This is a genomic window from [Brevibacterium] flavum, assembly GCF_019317305.1.
In the GTDB taxonomy this organism is placed as follows: Bacteria; Actinomycetota; Actinomycetes; order Mycobacteriales; family Mycobacteriaceae; genus Corynebacterium; species Corynebacterium glutamicum.
In genome coordinates, this window is record NZ_CP079240.1 from 1,389,002 (window position 1) to 1,409,006 (window position 20,005).

Sequence of the window (20,005 nt, forward strand, 5' to 3'; positions counted from 1 at the left end):
AAGCTTTCTTTACTTTAATGCTGTTTTAGTGCTTGTGTCTTATGTGATTGGTCGGTGGTGCGGGCTGTTGAGGAGGTGCTCGCGCATGTACGGCAAAGTGAAATTGAGGAAACCGTACTTGGGAACCTCTACGAGACCTCTGCTGAGAAGTTGCTTTCTCTGCATCGACAAGGCGTTGGGCTTGACGCCCATGAGGTGTGCGATATCTCCAGTAGACACCATCTCGCCGTTTTTTGACAGTTGGGCAATCGCGTACAAAATGGTCAGCTCACCATCAGGGACCTGGTGCAGGCTTGGCTCGTGGACTTGCATGCCCATGCGGCGCACAACCTCGTCGCGGACAGCATCTACTTGTTCGGCCTGGATGGTATCGGAGTTGTCAAGAGTACTTCGCGCCCATGCCAGAGAACCAGTCAGCTGCATGGAGTAGGGATAACCCTTGCTGATCTGCGCCGCGAGCTCGGCGGCCTCGGAAGTCATGTGGCGTTGGCCTTCCGCGGCGGTATCCAGGAACATCTCCACCGAATCTTCATGGTTGACAGGATTGAGCAGGATTCTTTCGGCTCGGCGGATAAAGGTTGTGCCCTCATGCTGGAGAAGACGATCGATTCCCTCTGGCAGACCCGCTGCAACCAATGCGATATCGAAATCATCCCGTAGGAGATCCTGGACCGCAGTGGCCAACACATGCAAAAGATCCACATTGGCGCTTTGGAGTTCATCAAGGGTGATCAAAATTCCGGAGCCGTGCTTTTGCAAACGAGTAGCCAACTCGCGGAGCCTGGAAATCAGCGTGGGAGTGGGATCCTTCTTGGTTGGATCAGCAATGGCCGTCACCGTAGCGATACCAGGAATGGCCACACCACTGAGCATTCTTTTGGACTGCGGTCCGTCAAGATTCTGTAGCGCCTCCGGGATGGCGGAATTAACTAAGGCATCCACCATGGAATTATCCGGATAGGCGCGCAGCGTGATCCACCCTTGAGACGCAGCTGCATCTTCAAATTCATTGAGCAACACAGTTTTACCCATGCCACGAGATCCCGAAATCAGCAATGCTCTAAAGGGGCTTCCGGGGCCTTCCGCGAGACCAAGTTTGAAAGACTGCAGAAGTGAGTCGCGGCCTGCAAGTACGGTGGGGGAAACTCCGAAAGTGGGGCGGAACGGATTGCGAGCTGACATAGAAGACACCTTGGATGGTCTAGTCGGGTTTGCGGAATGCAGTGCTGGCTTGTGTTGGAAATGAACTTTAGATCTTTTAGAAGTCTAGCGTGAGTTTAGATCTTTTAGAACCCCTGTGAGGGGTTAGATCCTTTAGAACTTTCCCTGTTGTGGGATAAGCAACGCAATAGTAGAGGCGGAAGCAATGAGATTTGAAACAGAATATGTCGAGCGGCTTTATGTATTTTCTACAACCCAACAGGCTCAAGAGATTTCCGAAGAACTAGCAGTTGAATTTTTGAAAGAAAACCCCGATATCTCACACCATGAAATATTGGTCCAACACTCAGTGGAAGACACATTTGAAGTTGAAAAGGTCTGGGTGGAAATGTTCGGAGACAGCACAGACATCCAAGACCGCACAATTTCGCTCATTGAATATAGGTTCACTATCAATTCAAATGCGGATGAAGACATGGATGAACTCAGCATGGGTATTTACGCGGTCATCCGGGCTCTAATAAAAAAGCACTCAAAGGTGGAGTATTTCAGCATGTTTTCGCTTGCATCAGATTTACTTGCGTCAGATTTAGAGGAAGAGTGAATGCTCAACCGCGAAAGCTTGAAAATCCTCCCCAAGTAAAAGAAATTCGGGATTTCGGGAACATGCGGATACGCTACGTTGTTGAGATTAATTAAGTAAACGTAGGCAGAAAGCTTTGTAGAGGGGAGATCATGCGGGTTCTTGCAGCAATGAGTGGAGGCGTTGATTCCGCCGTCGCGGCGTCACGCGCGGTCGCAGCTGGTCATGAAGTGGTTGGCGTGCATTTGGCGTTGTCGCAAGATCCGCAAACGGTGCGTGAGTCTTCGCGCGGTTGCTGCTCTCTGGAAGATTCCGCTGATGCTCGTCGCGTGTGTGACAAGTTGGGTATCCCGTTTTATGTCTGGGATTTCTCGGATCGTTTCAAGGAAGATGTGATCGACAACTTCATTGATTCTTACGCGATCGGTGAGACTCCAAACCCTTGCCTGCGTTGTAATGAGAAAATCAAGTTTGCCGCCTTGCTTGAGCGTGGCATCGCGCTTGGTTTCGATGCAGTGGTTACCGGCCACTACGCGCGCTTGACCCAGCCTGCTGATGGTGGCGATGGCTACTTGCGTCGCGGAGTTGATCCCAACAAGGATCAGTCTTACGTGCTTGGTGTGCTTGGCGCTCATGAGATCGAGCACTGCATGTTCCCAGTCGGCGATACCATCAAGCCTGAAATCCGTGAAGAGGCCAGTGCTGCAGGTTTCTCTGTGGCAAAGAAGCCAGACTCCTACGACATTTGCTTCATTCCGGATGGCAACACCCAGGCGTTCTTGGGCAAGCACATCGGTATGCGTCCGGGCATGATCGTGGATCAGGAAGGCACGCAGCTCCGTGAGCACGCTGGTGTCCATGAATTCACCATTGGTCAGCGCAAGGGCCTTGACATTAAGGCTCCAGCAGCCGATGGTCGTCCACGTTACGTCACCGATATTGATGCCAAGACCGGCACCGTCACCGTTGGTACTCGCGAAAACCTGAAGATCAGCACCATCCACGCCGATCGTTTGAAGTTCCTCCATCCAGCGATGGACGGACAGATCGATTGCGAAGTCCAGGTCCGCGCACACGGTGGAGTAGTTTCCTGCTCTGCGACGATTGATCGTGACGCTGATTTCATGGTGCTCAACCTCAATGAACCTCTTCAGGGTGTTGCTCGCGGCCAGGCAGCAGTGCTGTACCTGCCTGACGCGGATGGTGACATCGTTCTTGGATCAGGCACCATCTGCCACACGGAGTCTTAAGAAAATTGGGCGCTTATGGTTTAGGTGAGCTTCCTGGAAAATCCGCCGCGGAAGCCGCCGACATTATTCAGGGTGAAACGGGCGATCTTCTCCATATTCCTCAGCTTCCGGCGCGAGGTTTGGGTGCTGATCTGATCGGTCGAACCGTCGGTCTGCTGGACATGATCAACGTTGATCGCGGGGCCCGATCTTGGGTGATGAGCACACGCCCCAGCAGATTGACGCACCTGACCGGCGATTTCCTTGACATGGATTTGGATGCGTGCGAGGAAACCTGGGGAACGGGCGTCGACAAGCTAAAAATCCAAGTTGCTGGTCCCTGGACTTTAGGTGCGCGCATTGAGTTGGCCAATGGCCATCGCGTTTTGTCTGATCGCGGTGCGATGCGTGATCTCACGCAGGCGCTGATCGTCGGCATCGATGCGCATGCACGCAAGGTTGCTGGGCGATTTCGCGCCGAAGTGCAGGTGCAAATTGATGAGCCGGAGCTGAAATCGCTTATCGACGGCTCCCTCCCTGGCACTTCCACCTTTGACATTATTCCTGCGGTGAATGTCGCTGATGCCAGTGAACGTTTGCAGCAGGTCTTTAGCTCGATTGAGGGGCCGACATATCTCAACCTCACCGGCCAGATTCCTACTTGGGATGTGGCTCGGGGTGCGGGCGCCGATACTGTGCAGATTTCCATGGATCAAGTCCGTGGAAATGAACATTTGGATGGTTTTGGTGAAACCATCACCAGTGGAATTCGTCTTGGTTTGGGCATTACGACAGGAAAAGATGTCGTAGATGAACTGCTCGAGCGACCGCGGCAAAAGGCCGTTGAGGTAGCACGCTTTTTTGATCGTTTAGGTGTGGGCCGAAACTATCTCGTGGATGCTGTTGATATTCATCCGGGTGAGGATTTGGTGCAGGGGACCATCACTGAGGCCGCGCAGGCTTATCGCATGGCCCGGGTGATGTCGGAGATGTTGTCGAAGGATTCAGGCGACCTTTAAGGCTTTACCGGCGCTGGGTGTGCATTTTTTCCTGCCATCGTTGATGCCACAATGCCGATAACCAGCACCGCAGCGGCAAGTAGAAGTGCTTGACCAAAAGCTGCGCCCTCATCGCCTGCTGCCAGTCGAATCTGCATTACTGCGCCGATGGCAGCGGCGCCGATGACTGAACCTAATTGGCGGGTTGTATTGAACACTCCAGAGCCCGCTCCCATGAACTTGTGTGGCAGGTCGCGCATAGTGGAGGTCGAGTTCGGTGCCCACACAAAGGCGTTTCCGATGCCGAGCAAAGTCATCGAAACAAGTGCCCAGACTAGACCCGTATCGAAAATCATTACCATTGACAGCAGTACAATGGACACAGCCACTGTGCTAAAACCGAGGGCTGCCATGAGTCCAGGGTTGGATCGATCAACCAGCTTTCCAACAAATGGTGACAGTACTGCTGCCATGAGAGCTTGAGGAACCATCATGAAACCCGCTTCCATGGCGTTCATTCCGTGTGCTTGCTGGAAGTACAACATGATGGGCAGAGGAGTACCAGCCACGGTGAATCCCATGGCCATGATGCAGATATTGCCGAGGCTGAAGTTTCTAAACTTGAAAATCTCCAGTGGGACGAGAGGATCGTTTCCGGATTTCTCGGCCCTGCTTTGTTGGTAGATAAACCACGCAAAGAGCGCAAAGGCGGCAACGATCATGATCCACACCCATGCTGCCCAGCCAGCGCCTTCGCCTTCCTGGAAAGCAAACACCAGGAAGAATACGGCCACGATGGACAACACGATAGAAAGCGGATCAAGCGGTCGGGTCAGCGGTGGGAATTCAGGAACGTACTTCATTACTGCGATCACCGAGATCACGCCGATGGGCACGTTGATGTAGAAGACCCATTGCCAACCCCAGTTTTCGGTGATGACACCACCCAGGATCGGTCCTGCTAGGGATGCAAGGCCAGCTGTAGAACCCCACACTCCAAGAGCTGCACCGCGGCGCTCAAAAGCAAAGATGCGGTTGATTGTTGCCATGGTTTGTGGAGTCAAAAGGGCTGCGCCCAAACCTTGAACGCCACGAGCGATAATCAACGTGAACATGTCTGGGGCCAAACCACAGGCCAAAGAGCTCACTGTGAAGATAACCATGCCTGCGACATAGACATTTTTCGGACCGTACTTGTCGCCCAAACGGCCAGTAACAAGCAGTGGCACCGCGAAAGTGAGGAGATACACCGAGGTTACCCAGATGACCTCGTTGTAGGACGCGCCCATGTCTGCCTGTAACGCTGGGGTAGAGACGGCCACGATGGTTTGATCCAACAGGATCATGAAAAACCCAATGCACAAGGCAATTAGAGCTGGCCAAGCTTGCTTTTCAGGCAAGGGCATCGCGGGGTAGGCCTTGGTTTGGGGTGCAGCACTACCTGCTGCGGAGGATGTTAGATCCTGCTTTTTGTCAGACACGTTGAGTTATTCTTTCACGCACGAGGGCGCCTGGAAAAGGCCTTCAATTCTTTGAGGTAGAAATCTGGCGCGGTTTAGGATGCGGGGTCAGTTTGCACTGGCCATGAAGTGTTCACATCGCTGGCATCGCGGCCTTGCCCGATGAGATAGCTACGGAAGCTCTTTTGTTGCTCGTAATAGTTGACTGCTTGGAACTCCATGAGTTCTTCGCCTGTCATCTTGGTGAGTTCTGGCCACAGGCGGACCTGCTTCCAGGCGATGCGAGCGGCTGCGAGCGCATCTGAGGTGGCTTCGTGGGCGTTGCCTAATTGAACGTCGTAGTGAGCACACATATCAGTGAGTGTGCGCTTGCCTTTGCGGTAACGGTCTTTGACTTTGTCGATAACGAAGGGGTCATAAACTAGGCCGTCGATGGTGAAGCTTGGATCATGGTTTCTTAATACGGTCAGGTCATAGGATGCGTTGAAGACAATGACCGACAGTCCTGCCTGCCAGCCGGCGCGCAGCCTGGAGATGGTTTCGGCTAACACCTCATCGTGCGGACGGCCGTTGGCGCGGGCATGTTCGGTGGTGATGCCGTGGACTGCAGTGGCGGCCTCGGGGATTTCGATGCCGGGGTCAGCCAATAGCTCAATAGGCTCAGCGCCTTTGCTGGTGATCGTAACCATTGCGGAGGTGACGATGCGGGTGTCAAAGGGATTGACGCCCGTTGTTTCCAGGTCGAAGGAGAGCATCTTGGTGGTGTCGAAGCTTGGGACGGTGGGAGATGGATTGCTTGGTGAGTTCATGGTTCCTAACCCTAATAGTCGCATGGGACACCGGGTGCCCCCGGTACGGTTTTAAGCAGGTCTGCACCCATTCATACGCGAATTTTGACGTGAGTTTTAGCTTTCCGAGCACCTGTGCGAATGGCCGTGTCCACCCTTAGGGTTAGAATCGGGAACCGTGACTGAAGATAATGCTCAACTGCGTAGAACGTGGAACGACTTAGCCGAGAAGGTTCGTTATCACCGAGATCGTTATTACAACGAACAGCCAGAGATCCCTGATGCTGATTTTGATGCGCTTTTTAAGCAGCTTCAGCAGTTGGAAGAAGACCACCCGGAGCTCGCCGTCCCTGATAGCCCCACCATGGTTGTGGGCGCTCCGGTGGCAGAGCAATCAAGCTTTGACAATGTTGAGCACTTGGAGCGAATGCTCAGCTTGGACAATGTTTTTGATGAGCAGGAGTTGCGTGATTGGTTGGGCAGGACGCCAGCCAAGCAGTATTTGACGGAGTTGAAAATTGATGGCTTGTCCATCGACTTGGTGTATCGCAATGGCCAGTTAGAGCGTGCGGCTACTCGTGGTGATGGTCGCGTGGGTGAGGACATCACGGCCAATGCTCGCGTGATCGAAGATATCCCGCACCAGCTTCAGGGCACTGATGAATATCCTGTGCCTGCTGTGCTGGAGATTCGCGGTGAGGTGTTCATCACTGTGGAGGATTTCCCAGAGGTCAACGCGCAGCGCATTGCTGATGGTGGCAAGCCGTTTGCCAACCCGCGTAATGCTGCGGCTGGTTCTCTGCGTCAGAAAAATATTGAGGACGTGAAGAAGCGTCGCCTGCGGATGATCAGCCATGGCATCGGTTTCACTGAAGGCTTTAGCCCTGCGTCTCAGCATGATGCGTATCTGGCATTGGCTGCCTGGGGTTTGCCCACCTCGCCGTACACAGAGGCTGTGACTGATCCAGAAGATGTGGTGAAAAAGGTCAGCTACTGGGCTGATCACCGCCACGACGCACTCCATGAGATGGATGGCCTGGTGATTAAGGTCGATGACATCGCATCTCAGCGTGCTTTGGGTTCCACCAGCCGCGCGCCTCGCTGGGCCATTGCGTACAAGTACCCTCCGGAGGAGGTCACCACCAAGCTGCTTGATATTCAGGTTGGCGTTGGTCGCACCGGCCGTGTCACCCCATTCGCGGTCATGGAGCCTGTTCTTGTTGCAGGATCAACGGTGTCAATGGCGACGCTGCATAACCAGAGCGAAGTCAAGCGTAAAGGCGTGCTCATTGGTGACACCGTGGTTATCCGCAAGGCGGGCGAGGTTATCCCAGAGGTGCTTGGCCCTGTCGTAGAGCTTCGTGACGGCACAGAGCGCGAGTACATCTTCCCAACGCTGTGCCCAGAATGCGGTACCCGTCTGGCGCCCGCGAAGGCCGATGACGTGGATTGGCGTTGCCCCAACATGCAAAGCTGTCCAGGTCAGCTGTCCACGCGTTTGACCTACCTTGCTGGTCGTGGCGCTTTTGATATTGAAGCATTGGGCGAAAAGGGCGCTGAAGACCTCATCCGCACCGGCATTTTGCTTGACGAGTCTGGCCTGTTCGACCTCACAGAGGACGATCTGTTGAGCTCCAATGTCTACACCACCAACGCCGGCAAAGTAAATGCCAGCGGCAAGAAACTGCTGGACAACCTGCAAAAATCCAAGCAGACCGACCTCTGGCGAGTCCTCGTGGCACTATCTATCAGGCACGTAGGCCCCACCGCAGCGCGCGCCCTTGCAGGTCGCTACCACTCCATCCAGGCGCTTATCGACGCCCCCCTCGAGGAACTCTCCGAAACCGATGGAGTAGGTACCATCATTGCCCAATCCTTCAAGGACTGGTTCGAGGTTGATTGGCACAAGGCCATCGTGGACAAGTGGGCAGCCGCTGGTGTGACTATGGAGGAAGAAGTAGGGGAGGTCGCTGAACAAACCCTTGAAGGCCTAACCATCGTGGTCACCGGAGGATTGGAAGGCTTCACCAGAGATTCGGTGAAGGAAGCCATCATCTCCCGTGGCGGAAAAGCCACTGGATCTGTCTCGAAGAAAACTGACTACGTGGTGGTTGGTGAAAACGCAGGTTCCAAGGCCACCAAGGCAGAAGAACTAGGGCTGCGCATTCTGGATGAGGCAGGATTCGTCCGTTTGCTAAATACCGGCTCAGCTGACGAATAGTCGCACATGAAAATGCCCCAAGGAACATCTTCCTTGGGGCATTTTTTAAACAGCTCAGATTATTTTTGAAGCATTGCTCCGATAATGTCACCGACTTGGCCTAAGTGCTCTACTTCGCTGGCCAAGAAATCAGGGCCACCAGGGCGACCGATAATCAGAGCCAGGCCGTGCTTGCCGATCGGAGCGATGGCAAGGGAAGAATCAAGCAGTGTCCAGGACTCTGGAATCCACGGATCGTTTTCCGGGTTGAGCATGCGAGCTTCTTTGAGAACGATGTTCTCCGGAACGGTGCCGTCATCTTCGGGCGCAGCTAGGGAACCAGCGATGCGAGTGATGGGTCCTTTTAGGTCAATGACCAAAGCCCAACCAGAGGTCATGGTGCGGGGGATGACATCGACCATTTCTTCCATCGCTGCGGTGATATCGCGGCGTTGGTGAGCAACAGCAGCCAGCATTTGGATCTGTCCGCGGCGGTCAACAGTCCCGGAGAATGGGCGGATGGAATCGATCTCCACGCCGTCGACTTCTTCAGCTGCGGTGATGATGGTGTCTGCCATGACATCGCGAGGGATGGAGATCACCAGATCGTCCATGACCGTGCCATTGGGGAAGCGTTCCACCACGTCCACGGATTGAATATTGGCCTCTACAATCCCAAGGGCTTCAGCGAGTAACGCGAGGCTGCCTGGGGTGTCGGACAACAGGACGCGGATCAGGAATGACATTGGCTCGCTTCCTTCTTTTCAAAACTAGGGGATGATTGGTTTCGACAGTACCACCGTATTTTTACCTCAGGCTGAAAAACACCTTATTGATTTTGGCTCATGGTTATACCCTCGCCGATGCGTGTCCACCTCGTGCAGTAAGATAAACCAACAGTTGCGCATGCGTGCGCAAGTTAAATTTTCTTGTACCCATTGTGACTAGCGAAGAGGATCAGAAACCAAGTGCCTGAGATTTCGCGCGACCAGGTCGCTCACCTTGCCAAACTTTCCAGACTGGCGCTCACTGAGGAAGAACTCGAGCAGTTTGCTGGACAGATCGATGACATTGTCGGATATGTTTCCGCAGTTCAAAACGTCGACGCCGCAGGTGTTGAGCCTATGAGCCACCCGCACAGCATCGCCACCACCATGCGTGAAGATGTCGTGCACAAGACCCTCGATGCTGCGGCTGCGTTGGACCAAGCGCCCGCTGTCGAGGATGGACGTTTTATGGTTCCACAGATTCTGGGTGAGGGCGACTAATAATTATGACCAACAAGTACCTGGTTGAAGGCTCTGAAAACGAGCTGACCACAAAGACCGCAGCAGAGCTGGCAGGTCTTATTCATTCCCGCGAGGTAACTTCCCGCGAGGCTACTCAAGCGCACCTAGATCGCATTGCTGCGGTTGACGGCGATATTCATGCATTTCTCCACGTTGGCCAGGAGGAGGCCCTGAACGCGGCGGATGACGTCGATAAGCGTCTAGACGCTGGAGAGGCACCTGCCTCGGCTTTGGCTGGCGTGCCGCTTGCGCTGAAGGATGTCTTTACCACCACTGATGCGCCGACCACGGCGGCATCGAAGATGCTTGAGGGCTACATGAGCCCTTATGACGCGACTGTGACCCGCAAGATCCGTGAGGCTGGCATCCCAATTTTGGGTAAGACCAACATGGATGAGTTTGCGATGGGTTCCTCCACTGAGAACTCCGCATACGGCCCAACCCACAATCCGTGGGATCTGGAGCGCACCGCAGGTGGTTCTGGTGGTGGCTCTTCGGCTGCTCTTGCTGCAGGTCAGGCGCCACTTGCGATTGGTACTGACACTGGTGGATCCATCCGTCAGCCAGCTGCGCTGACCAACACTGTTGGTGTGAAGCCAACCTACGGAACCGTATCCCGTTACGGTCTGATTGCGTGTGCGTCCTCCCTGGATCAGGGTGGCCCAACCGCTCGTACTGTTCTGGATACCGCGCTTTTGCACGAGGTTATCGCAGGCCACGACGCTTTTGATGCGACTTCCGTGAATCGTCCGGTTGCTCCTGTTGTGCAGGCTGCCCGTGAAGGCGCGAACGGTGACCTGAAGGGCGTGAAGGTCGGTGTGGTCAAGCAGTTCGACCGCGACGGCTACCAGCCTGGCGTGCTTGAGGCATTCCACGCTTCTGTTGAGCAGATGCGCTCCCAGGGTGCGGAAATCGTTGAGGTTGATTGCCCTCACTTTGATGACGCTCTTGGCGCGTACTACCTGATTCTTCCTTGTGAAGTTTCCTCCAACCTCGCGCGTTTTGACGGCATGCGTTACGGTTTGCGCGCTGGTGATGACGGAACTCGTTCCGCCGATGAGGTCATGGCGTACACCCGTGCGCAGGGATTCGGCCCTGAGGTTAAGCGCCGTATCATCCTCGGCACTTACGCGTTGTCTGTTGGTTACTACGACGCGTACTACCTGCAGGCTCAGCGCGTTCGTACCCTCATTGCACAGGACTTCGCCAAGGCTTACGAGCAGGTCGACATCTTGGTGTCCCCAACCACTCCAACCACCGCGTTCAAGCTGGGGGAGAAGGTCACCGATCCGCTGGAGATGTACAACTTCGACTTGTGCACCCTGCCACTGAACCTGGCTGGTCTCGCGGGCATGTCCCTGCCTTCCGGCTTGGCATCAGATACTGGTCTGCCTGTTGGTTTGCAGCTGATGGCTCCTGCTTTCCAGGACGATCGTCTCTACCGCGTCGGCGCTGCTTTTGAAGCTGGACGCAAGTAGGTTCTAAACCCTTTTTAAGAAATTGGCTGCCCTCGCATGACTGTGCGCGGGCGGCCAATTTTTTCTTTTGTGGGGGTGCCTCTTACGCATTTCCTGAATTTTTGTTAGGCTTGCCTAGGTCAGTTAAAGATATATCGATAAGAGGTTTTCCATGAACACTCCAGCGCCCCGCAAACGACGCGAAATGAAAATCAAGACAGCAACCGTCACTGGTGTGCGTCAAATTTCCCCCGATCTCATCCGCTTCAGCTTCGACTGCCCAGAAATCGTTGGCGCCGACCTGGGGTTCACGGACCATTACATCAAGATCCTCTTCGTGCCAGCAGGTGCGGATTACTCCTGGCCTTTCGACATGGCAGAAATTGCGGAAACCCAGCCCCGCGAGCTGCAACCAGTGCGCCGCACCTACACTTTCCGCACGGTTGACACTGTCGCAGGCACATTTGACATAGATTTCGTTGCGCACGGCACCGACGGCCTTGCCGGTCCTTGGGCGCAGCAGGCACAGGTAGGTGATGTCATCGCGTTCGGTGGCCCAGGTGGCGCATGGAAGCCAGAAACCACCTATGAGCACTACGTTCTCGCAGGCGATGAAGCCGCAGCACCCGCAATTTTCGCAGCCTTAGAACACCTACCCGTCGGCACCACCGCCAAAGCCTTCATTGAAATCTCCTCCAACGAAGCGCGTTTCAACGCCCCAGCCAGTGACAACATCGAGGTTGTCTGGGTGTCCCGCGACGGCGCCACCCACGGTACATTGCTTATCGACGCCCTCCGCCAGGACGGCTACCCAACCAAGAAAACTTCCTGGTTCATCCACGGCGTCGCCGAAATGGTGAAGGAAACCCGCAAATTCCTCTTTGTGGAAGGCAACGTAGACAAAGCTGATGCATCCATTTCCGGATACTGGCGCCTTGGCATGACCGAAAACCAGTGGCAGGCCTCCAAGCGGGAGTTCAATGAGCAAAATGAGGCAGAAGAACTCGCGCTCAGCAAGGCATAAGGGCAAGGGGTTCTAGAAAGACCAACGGACGTGTTTTCCCAGCTCCCATTGGTTTAAAAAGCTCGTTTCGAGGCCTGAAAAACGTGCGAATCAGGCCAAAACTCGAGTAGCCCGGAATGATTTTGGTTTCCTTCTGCGAGTTCGCCATGTGACTGCGGTAAAACTGCCCCGGAACCGGAATATCTCGACGCCACAGAACGCCATTTGCGGGCCTTAACACCCCGTGGGCATACCTTTTACCCATTCCAGATATTCGGTCGCTTAAATTGCCTAGTGTGATTCCAAACAGAAATCTGGGGCGACCTCTAATAAGAGTCGCGCCGATAAGTTTTTTACCGTAATTATTACTGGGAGTCAGATACTGCGTAAGCAATCGCAGCAGCGCCAGCGGTCACAGTAAGAACTGCAGGCCACGCGCCAATCTTCTTGGCAAGTGGGTGGGACAGGCCAAATGCACCAACGTAGGTTGCCAGCAGGCCAGTAGCTACTGCAGGACCCTTCTTTTCATTCCAGCTTCGTGCAGCAAGCGCTCCGGATGCTGCCAATGGAATGGTGCCCAGTGGGCGAATGCCGGATTCACGGGCAGTCAACCAACCGCCGATCAAACCTGCTGCGACGACGGTGGCAGTGCTGACCTGGGATGCCTTTTTCAATTTCATTTCCATGGTGAGCCAGTCTAGAGACAAAATTTTTCCGCGGGGTTTTCTTGATCTGATCCGACAGCCCAATGGGGGCAAAAATGTGTCCGACCAAAAATTGTGCAGTACACCACATGCCCGCTCGGACAATGTCGATTTGTTAATGAAACTGCAGCTCCGGCGGTTAAATAAGGTGGTCAGAGACAGTTTTTCGGCCTGTCAACCCCTGTGATTCTCTTATTTTTGCGTGATTGTTCCGGCGCGGGTGTTGTGATGGGTTTAATATGGAAGACATGCGAATTGCTACTCTCACGTCAGGCGGCGACTGCCCCGGACTAAACGCCGTCATCCGAGGAATCGTCCGCACAGCCAGCAATGAATTTGGCTCCACCGTCGTTGGTTATCAAGACGGTTGGGAAGGACTGTTAGCCGATCGTCGCGTACAGCTGTATGACGATGAAGATATTGACCGAATCCTCCTTCGAGGCGGCACCATTTTGGGCACTGGTCGCCTCCATCCGGACAAGTTTAAGGCCGGAATTGATCAGATTAAGGCCAACTTAGAAGACGCCGGCATCGATGCCCTTATCCCAATCGGTGGCGAAGGAACCCTGAAGGGTGCCAAGTGGCTGTCTGATAACGGTATCCCTGTTGTCGGTGTCCCAAAGACCATTGACAATGACGTGAATGGCACTGACTTCACCTTCGGTTTCGATACTGCTGTGGCAGTGGCTACCGACGCTGTTGACCGCCTGCACACCACTGCTGAATCTCACAACCGTGTGATGATCGTGGAGGTCATGGGCCGCCACGTGGGTTGGATTGCTCTGCACGCAGGTATGGCCGGCGGTGCTCACTACACCGTTATTCCAGAAGTGCCTTTCGATATTGCAGAGATCTGCAAGGCGATGGAACGTCGCTTCCAGATGGGCGAGAAGTACGGCATTATCGTCGTTGCGGAAGGTGCGTTGCCACGCGAAGGCACCATGGAGCTTCGTGAAGGCCACATTGACCAGTTCGGTCACAAGACCTTCACTGGAATTGGACAGCAGATCGCTGATGAGATCCACGTGCGCCTCGGCCACGATGTTCGTACGACCGTTCTTGGCCACATTCAACGTGGTGGAACCCCAACTGCTTTCGACCGTGTTCTGGCCACTCGTTATGGTGTTCGTGCAGCTCGTGCGTGCCATGAGGGAAGCTTTGACAAGGTTGTTGCTTTGAAGGGTGAGAGCATTGAGATGATCACCTTTGAAGATGCCGTCGGAACCTTGAAGGAAGTTCCATTCGAGCGCTGGGTTACTGCCCAGGCAATGTTTGGATAGTTTTTCGGGCTTTTATCAACAGCCAATAACAGCTCTTTCGCCCATTGAGGTGGAGGGGCTGTTTTTTCATGCCGTAAGGAAAGTGCAAGTAAGTGAAATCAAGTGGCATAGATCCATTGATGCTTAGACTGTGACCTAGGCTTGACTTTCGTGGGGGAGTGGGGATAAGTTCATCTTAAACACAATGCAATCGATTGCATTTACGTTCCTTATCCCATAATAGGGGTACCTTCCAGAAAGGTGGTGAGGAGATGGCTTCCGAAACCTCCAGCCCGAAGAAGCGGGCCACCACGCTCAAAGACATCGCGCAAGCAACACAGCTTTCAGTCAGCACGGTGTCCCGGGCATTGGCCAACAACGCGAGCATTCCGGAATCCACACGCATCCGAGTGGTTGAAGCCGCTCAAAAGCTGAACTACCGTCCCAATGCCCAAGCTCGTGCATTGCGGAAGTCGAGGACAGACACCATCGGTGTCATCATTCCAAACATTGAGAACCCATATTTCTCCTCACTAGCAGCATCGATTCAAAAAGCTGCTCGTGAAGCTGGGGTGTCCACCATTTTGTCCAACTCTGAAGAAAACCCAGAGCTGCTTGGTCAGACTTTGGCGATCATGGATGACCAACGCCTCGATGGAATCATCGTGGTGCCACACATTCAGTCAGAGGAACAAGTCACTGACTTGGTTAACAGGGGAGTGCCAGTAGTGCTGGCAGACCGTAGTTTTGTTAACTCGTCTATTCCTTCGGTTACCTCAGATCCAGTTCCGGGCATGACTGAAGCTGTGGACTTACTCCTGGCAGCTGACGTGCAATTGGGCTACCTTGCCGGCCCGCAGGATACTTCCACTGGTCAGCTGCGTCTTAACACTTTTGAAAAACTATGCGTGGACCGCGGCATCGTCGGAGCATCTGTCTATTACGGTGGCTACCGCCAAGAATCTGGATATGACGGCATCAAGGTGCTGATCAAGCAGGGAGCCAATGCGATTATCGCTGGTGACTCCATGATGACCATCGGTGCGTTGTTGGCTCTTCATGAGATGAATTTGAAGATCGGTGAGGATGTGCAGCTCATTGGGTTTGATAACAACCCAATTTTCCGGCTGCAGAATCCACCGCTGAGCATCATTGACCAGCACGTACAAGAGATCGGTAAGCGTGCGTTTGAGATTCTGCAGAAGCTGATCAATGGGGACACCGCGCAAAAATCTGTGGTGATTCCAACGCAGCTCAGCATCCATGGATCAACGGCGGTTTCCCAAAAGGCCGCCGCAAAGGCAGCAAAAGCAGCCCAAAAAGCAGCCGCGAAAGCCGCACAGAACACGCAACACGAGGTGAGCCTAGATGGTGAACTCTGAACAAGCGCTTCACCAGCATGATCCTGCACCAATCCTTCAGTTGGATAAAGTTTCCAAGTCGTTTGGCCCAGTCAACGTCATTAATCAGGTGAGCATCGATGTTCGCCCTGGCAGGGTGCTTGCGCTGTTGGGTGAAAATGGTGCGGGTAAATCTACGCTGATCAAGATGATGTCGGGTGTGTATCAGCCTGATGGCGGGCAGATTTTGGTGGATGGAAAGCCCGCGACTTTGCCTGATACGAAAACTGCTGAGTCTTTTGGCATCGCTACGATTCACCAGGAATTGAATCTGGTGCCCACGATGACGGTGGCGGAAAACGTCATGCTGGGTCGCACTCCGCGGAAGTGGGGTTTGGTCAATTTCAAACATTTGCGCAGGCAGGCACAGGCGGCGCTGGATCTCATCGGCGTGGATGTGGATCTGAATGCTCAGGTGGGTTCTTTAGGAATCGCTAGGCAGCAGATGGTGGAGATCGCCAAGGCGTTGTCCATGAATGCGCGGATATTGATTTTGGATGAGCCCACTGCAGCGTTGACTAGTCGTGAAATTGATCAGTTATTCAAAGTGGTGGATCAGCTGAAAGAAAAAGGCGTGGCCATGGTGTTTATTTCGCACCACTTGGATGAGATCGCGCGCATCGGCGATACCGTCTCTGTGCTGTGTGATGGCCAGTTCATCGCGGAGCTGCCAGCGGATACTGATGAAGATGAGCTGGTGCGGCTGATGGTGGGTCGTAGCATTGAAAACCAGTATCCGCGTAGTGCGCCATCGCGCGGCTCGGGCACACCGATACCTGGGCAGTGGCAGATTGCGGATTGCCCATCCCAGAACACGTAGAGATCATCGATTTGGCACTCGTGTTTGGGATCCCCACCTTTGAACAAGTACTGAATGCTCTCAAGCCGGAAGTCGTTGTGGAAGGCGCGGTGATTGCCGAAGGGACACCCGAACGTATCCGCGAAATGGTGGATACGGATGTGGAAGTTGTCACGCATGAAGAGCTGAAAGCCCAGCTCGCGGGATGTGCCTTTGTCATTCGAACAGGGGAGACCACTGCGTATGCGAATGTGATCTTCAAATCAGGCGTAGCTTTCTAAGAAAGTGTCGTTTTTGTGCACCTGTTTTGCGGCGCCCCAAGCGCTGCAAAACGGGTGCATTTTGACGTCGAAAAGCAATGAATTTAATGCTTTTAACCTGGATTTTCTCTAGAAATAGGACAAAACGCGATTCTATGACTATATTCATCTCATGCAATTCGCACAAAACCCGCGTCTGACGAACGACGCGGTGATCTTAGAACCACTGTCACATCAGTGGACTCAGGATCTCCAGGAAGCTGTCGCCTCACAAGAATTGTGGCGCCATTGGTTCGTCGCTCTACCCACCCCAGAGGGCATGGCGGAGGAAATTGACCGCCGCCTAGCCGAACATGCGGACGGACTGTGTGCGCCTTGGGCAATCATTTCCGCTGCAACAGGCCGTGCCGTTGGCATGACCTCATTTCATACCTTTGACCATGCGAATAAACGGCTGGAAATTGGACGCACATGGATGGCTGCCCATGTCCAAGGAGCCGGCATCAACCCCTCGGTGAAATTCCTGCAGTTGCAGCGCGCTTTTGAAGACCTCGGTGTCAATGCCGTGGAATTCCGAACGAACTGGCACAACCACCGCTCCCGCGCCGCAATCGAACGACTCGGAGCAAAACAAGACGGCGTACTACGCAAACATCGCATCCACCCTGACGGCACCGTCCGCGACACCGTCATCTATTCCATCACCAACGATGAATGGCCTGCCGTCAAACTGACGCTCATGGAGCGACTGTACCGTCACATGCAGGTTCCCATCATTCCCAACGAGGCATCGCTTTTCGACGCCAGCTAGCCCCTTTGTTCACCCAAACCGGCGCTTACTGTGAATTCATCATTCACAATGGGCGCCGGTTTTTTTATTTGGGATTGGTGGTTTGCGTTTTAGGAGGCGACTTCAGTAGGGAATCGGGACTTTGTTGACTGAAGTCGTGTGATGAGAAGTTGAGCGCGCGAAGTCGAGGGGTGAAGTCGCCCATCGGGGGCTATTTTTGGCGCCCGATCACAGTATTCTCGAACAGGTTAGGTAAGGTTTGCATACTTTATTCTTATCCTGAGGGGACGAGTGCCAATGAAAAAGCGTGTCAGTTTATTTAAGTCAGCTGCATCGATTGTGGTGGTTGCGGGAATGGCGTTGGGTATGGTGAGTTGCTCATCGACCGAATCGGAGAGTGAATCTAGCGCTAACGTGACATCATCTGCCGATGGGGCATACCCAGTGTCCATCGCGACCAAATTCGGTGATGTCACTGTGGAAAGCCAACCAGAACGCGTCGTTGCCCTGGGTTGGGGAGATGCTGAGGCTGCGCTGGAATTCGGTGTGCAGCCTGTGGGTGCATCAGATTGGCTCGCATTCGGTGGTGAAGGCGTGGGACCGTGGATTGAGGATTCTGCCTACGATGAAGCGCCAGAAATAATCGGAACCATGGAACCGGAGTATGAAAAGATTGCAGCGCTTGAACCGGATCTGATTTTGGACGTGCGCAGCTCTGGCGACCAGGAACGCTATGACAAGTTGTCTTCAATCGCACCGACCATCGGCGTTCCAGAAGGCGGCGATAGCTACCTCACCCCACGCGCTGAGCAGGTAACGATGATTGCCACCGCTCTGGGGCAGGCTGAACGTGGTGAAGAAGTGAACGCTGAATACGAGCAGCTCACTGCTGATATTCGTGCAGCTCACCCGGGCTGGTCTGAGAAGACCGCGGCTGCTGTATCTGCAACGGCAACCAGCTGGGGTGCATACATTAAGGGTTCCAACCGTGTAGATACCTTGTTGGATCTGGGCTTCCAAGAAAACCCTGAGCTGGCTAAACAGGAACCTGGCGATACGGGTTTCTCCATCAAATTCAGTGAAGAGACCTTCGGCGTTGTGGATTCCGACCTGGTTGTCGGCTTTGCCATCGGTATGACTCCTGAGGAAATGGCAGAGCAGGTGCCATGGCAGATGTTGACCGCCACTCGCGACGGCCGTTCCTTTGTGATGCCCCGTGAGATTTCCAATGCGTTTTCTTTGGGCTCCCCGCAGTCCACTCGGTTCGCGTTAGACGCCTTGGTGCCACTTCTGGAGGAGCACGCAGGGGAATAGTGGTCCAGTGGTGCGGGCAGGGGGTCGTGGTCAAATTATTTGCCTGTGGGCATAATTTTGAGACAAAATAATAGAAACGTCTCAGGTATTGGGAAGTTCTTCACGCTATAAGTTAGGGAGCACATGAGTACTCAAGTTGAACTCAAAACACCGAAATCGGAAGACCGGGCAGCATATATCGCTGCATTAGGATTCCCGGTCTTGGTCATCATTGGCGGCATCATCGGATTCACAGCCTCGGATGTTGTGCTCAATATTTCTTCGTGGGTCAATCCTTTGCTGGGAATCATCATGTTCTCCATGGGCCTGACCTTGAAGCCAGTTGACTTCGCACTCGTTGCTAAACGCCCACTCCCAGTTCTTATCGGCGTGATCGCCCAGTTTGTCATCATGCCCCTGATCGCATTGCTGGTGGTCTGGGTTTTGCAGCTGCCTGCGGAAATTGCGGCCGGTGTCATCTTGGTTGGTTGTGCACCTGGCGGAACTTCCTCCAACGTGGTGTCTTACCTGTCCCGTGGTGATGTTGCGCTGTCTGTCACCATGACTTCCATCTCCACGCTGCTTGCTCCAATTTTCACTCCACTGCTTACCCTGTGGCTGGCGGGGCAATACATGCCACTTAATGCCGCTGATATGGCTGTATCCATCGTCCAAGTTGTGCTGATCCCAGTCGTGGGCGGACTTGTTGTGCGGTTGATCTTCCCGACACTCATTGGCAAGGTTTTGCCTCTTTTGCCATGGATTTCAGTCATTGCGATTTCATTGATCGTTGCCATCGTGGTCGCTGGCTCAAGGGACAAAATCCTCGAAGCAGGACTGCTCGTGCTGGCTGCCGTGATTATTCACAACACCCTCGGCTACTCCCTGGGATACCTCGCTGCGAAATTCACTGGGCAGCCTGCTGCAGCTCGACGCACTACCGCGATTGAGGTCGGTATGCAAAACTCCGGCCTCGCAGCTGGACTCGCATCCCAGTACATGTCACCAATGTCTGCTCTGCCAGGCGCTATCTTCTCTGTCTGGCACAACCTTTCCGGAGCACTTCTTGCTGCATTGTGCAGGGCGTCCGATAAGAGGGCTGCGGAGAAGGTGGCTTCAGAAAAGGCTGCCTCGGAGAAGGCCGCTTCTTAAAAGGCTTCGCTCCTAAAACTCTTTAAGAGTCAGGCCAACTAGCCCGCCCGGTTTTCTCGTGAAAATCAGGCGGTCTTTGGCTTCTCTAAAGTGTTTCTAAAGCCACCTTCGACCTCAATTAAGCAGCAATCCGAGCCGGGGGAGCGCTGTCAGAAATGGACCGTGCCACCCCATGACAAC

At 54.0% G+C, this 20,005-nt stretch carries 18 protein-coding genes and 1 pseudogene; 14 read left to right on the forward strand and 5 right to left on the reverse strand.

The features are described 5' to 3' along the window. Positions 1–39: 39 nt before the first annotated feature. On the reverse strand, positions 40–1,182 hold the full coding sequence (locus KW808_RS06740) for a DUF8462 domain-containing protein (protein ID WP_003861379.1): 1,143 nt from the start codon (positions 1,180–1,182) through the stop codon (positions 40–42). Between the two features lie 184 nt (positions 1,183–1,366). Here KW808_RS06740 and KW808_RS06745 point away from each other — a divergent pair, with 184 nt between their 5' ends. From KW808_RS06745 to KW808_RS06755, 3 genes are all read left to right on the forward strand, one after another. Beyond that, on the forward strand, positions 1,367–1,765 hold the full coding sequence (locus KW808_RS06745; protein WP_003861380.1) for a hypothetical protein: 399 nt from the start codon (positions 1,367–1,369) through the stop codon (positions 1,763–1,765). Between the two features lie 131 nt (positions 1,766–1,896). Beyond that, positions 1,897–2,994 carry a tRNA 2-thiouridine(34) synthase MnmA gene (mnmA, locus tag KW808_RS06750; RefSeq protein ID WP_003861382.1) on the forward strand — a complete coding sequence of 366 codons (1,098 nt, stop codon included), beginning with the start codon at positions 1,897–1,899 and terminating at the stop codon, positions 2,992–2,994. 5 nt (positions 2,995–2,999) lie between these two features. Continuing rightward, positions 3,000–3,992 (forward strand): uroporphyrinogen decarboxylase/cobalamine-independent methonine synthase family protein, encoded by a 993-nt coding sequence (locus KW808_RS06755; protein ID WP_003861384.1) that lies wholly within the window; start codon positions 3,000–3,002, stop codon positions 3,990–3,992. Here KW808_RS06755 and KW808_RS06760 read toward each other — a convergent pair. Together KW808_RS06760 and KW808_RS06765 are read right to left on the reverse strand one after the other, a co-directional pair. Next, positions 3,989–5,452 (reverse strand): DHA2 family efflux MFS transporter permease subunit, encoded by a 1,464-nt coding sequence (locus KW808_RS06760; RefSeq protein ID WP_003854772.1) that lies wholly within the window; start codon positions 5,450–5,452, stop codon positions 3,989–3,991. The genes KW808_RS06755 and KW808_RS06760 overlap by 4 nt on opposite strands. 74 nt (positions 5,453–5,526) lie before the next feature. Then, entirely contained in the window at positions 5,527–6,240 is a 714-nt protein-coding gene (locus tag KW808_RS06765; protein WP_003861387.1) for a 3'-5' exonuclease, read from the reverse strand. 157 nt (positions 6,241–6,397) lie between these two features. Between KW808_RS06765 and ligA the strand changes: the two genes are divergently transcribed. Then, a complete protein-coding gene (ligA, locus tag KW808_RS06770) occupies positions 6,398–8,440 on the forward strand; it encodes an NAD-dependent DNA ligase LigA (protein ID WP_003861388.1) in 2,043 nt (680 codons plus the stop codon). A gap of 59 nt (positions 8,441–8,499) precedes the next feature. Here ligA and KW808_RS06775 read toward each other — a convergent pair whose 3' ends face one another. Further along, entirely contained in the window at positions 8,500–9,165 is a 666-nt protein-coding gene (locus KW808_RS06775) for an ACT domain-containing protein (protein WP_003861389.1), read from the reverse strand. Positions 9,166–9,387: 222 nt separating this feature from the next. On the opposite strand from KW808_RS06775, the gene gatC reads away from it, so the two are divergent. From gatC to KW808_RS06790, 3 genes are all read left to right on the forward strand, one after another. Then, positions 9,388–9,687: an Asp-tRNA(Asn)/Glu-tRNA(Gln) amidotransferase subunit GatC gene (gatC, locus tag KW808_RS06780; RefSeq protein ID WP_003854761.1), complete on the forward strand. Its 300-nt coding sequence runs from the start codon at positions 9,388–9,390 to the stop codon at positions 9,685–9,687. A gap of 5 nt (positions 9,688–9,692) precedes the next feature. Next, positions 9,693–11,186 (forward strand): Asp-tRNA(Asn)/Glu-tRNA(Gln) amidotransferase subunit GatA, encoded by a 1,494-nt coding sequence (gene gatA, locus KW808_RS06785; RefSeq protein ID WP_003861392.1) that lies wholly within the window; start codon positions 9,693–9,695, stop codon positions 11,184–11,186. A gap of 151 nt (positions 11,187–11,337) precedes the next feature. Continuing rightward, complete coding sequence (locus KW808_RS06790) at positions 11,338–12,189, forward strand: siderophore-interacting protein (protein WP_003861394.1); 852 nt, start codon at positions 11,338–11,340, stop codon at positions 12,187–12,189. 344 nt (positions 12,190–12,533) lie between these two features. Here the strand turns inward: KW808_RS06790 and KW808_RS06795 are convergent, their stop codons facing one another. After that, the gene (locus KW808_RS06795) at positions 12,534–12,854 is read right to left on the reverse strand and encodes a hypothetical protein (RefSeq protein WP_011014230.1); all 321 of its coding nucleotides are present in this window, start codon (positions 12,852–12,854) and stop codon (positions 12,534–12,536) included. A gap of 266 nt (positions 12,855–13,120) precedes the next feature. Here KW808_RS06795 and KW808_RS06800 point away from each other — a divergent pair, with 266 nt between their 5' ends. The 7 genes and pseudogenes from KW808_RS06800 to KW808_RS06830 all read left to right on the forward strand — a co-directional run bounded on the left by KW808_RS06800 (position 13,121) and on the right by KW808_RS06830 (position 19,825). Beyond that, the gene (locus KW808_RS06800; protein WP_003861398.1) at positions 13,121–14,152 is read left to right on the forward strand and encodes a 6-phosphofructokinase; all 1,032 of its coding nucleotides are present in this window, start codon (positions 13,121–13,123) and stop codon (positions 14,150–14,152) included. A 251-nt stretch (positions 14,153–14,403) separates the two neighbouring features. Next, a complete protein-coding gene (locus KW808_RS06805; RefSeq protein WP_003861400.1) occupies positions 14,404–15,513 on the forward strand; it encodes a LacI family DNA-binding transcriptional regulator in 1,110 nt (369 codons plus the stop codon). Beyond that, positions 15,500–16,291: pseudogene (locus KW808_RS06810) on the forward strand (ATP-binding cassette domain-containing protein); the annotation flags it as partial. The gene KW808_RS06805 and the pseudogene KW808_RS06810, both read left to right, overlap by 14 nt. Next, positions 16,282–16,611, forward strand: a complete 330-nt coding sequence (gene rbsD, locus KW808_RS06815) for a D-ribose pyranase (protein WP_044394345.1) — start codon at positions 16,282–16,284, stop codon at positions 16,609–16,611. The pseudogene KW808_RS06810 and the gene rbsD, both read left to right, overlap by 10 nt. Positions 16,612–16,762: 151 nt before the next feature. Beyond that, entirely contained in the window at positions 16,763–17,401 is a 639-nt protein-coding gene (locus KW808_RS06820) for a GNAT family N-acetyltransferase (protein WP_003861405.1), read from the forward strand. Between the two features lie 276 nt (positions 17,402–17,677). Continuing rightward, a complete protein-coding gene (locus KW808_RS06825) occupies positions 17,678–18,694 on the forward strand; it encodes an iron-siderophore ABC transporter substrate-binding protein (RefSeq protein WP_003861407.1) in 1,017 nt (338 codons plus the stop codon). A 123-nt stretch (positions 18,695–18,817) separates the two neighbouring features. Beyond that, the gene (locus KW808_RS06830; RefSeq protein WP_003854741.1) at positions 18,818–19,825 is read left to right on the forward strand and encodes a bile acid:sodium symporter family protein; all 1,008 of its coding nucleotides are present in this window, start codon (positions 18,818–18,820) and stop codon (positions 19,823–19,825) included. Positions 19,826–20,005 lie beyond the last annotated feature (180 nt).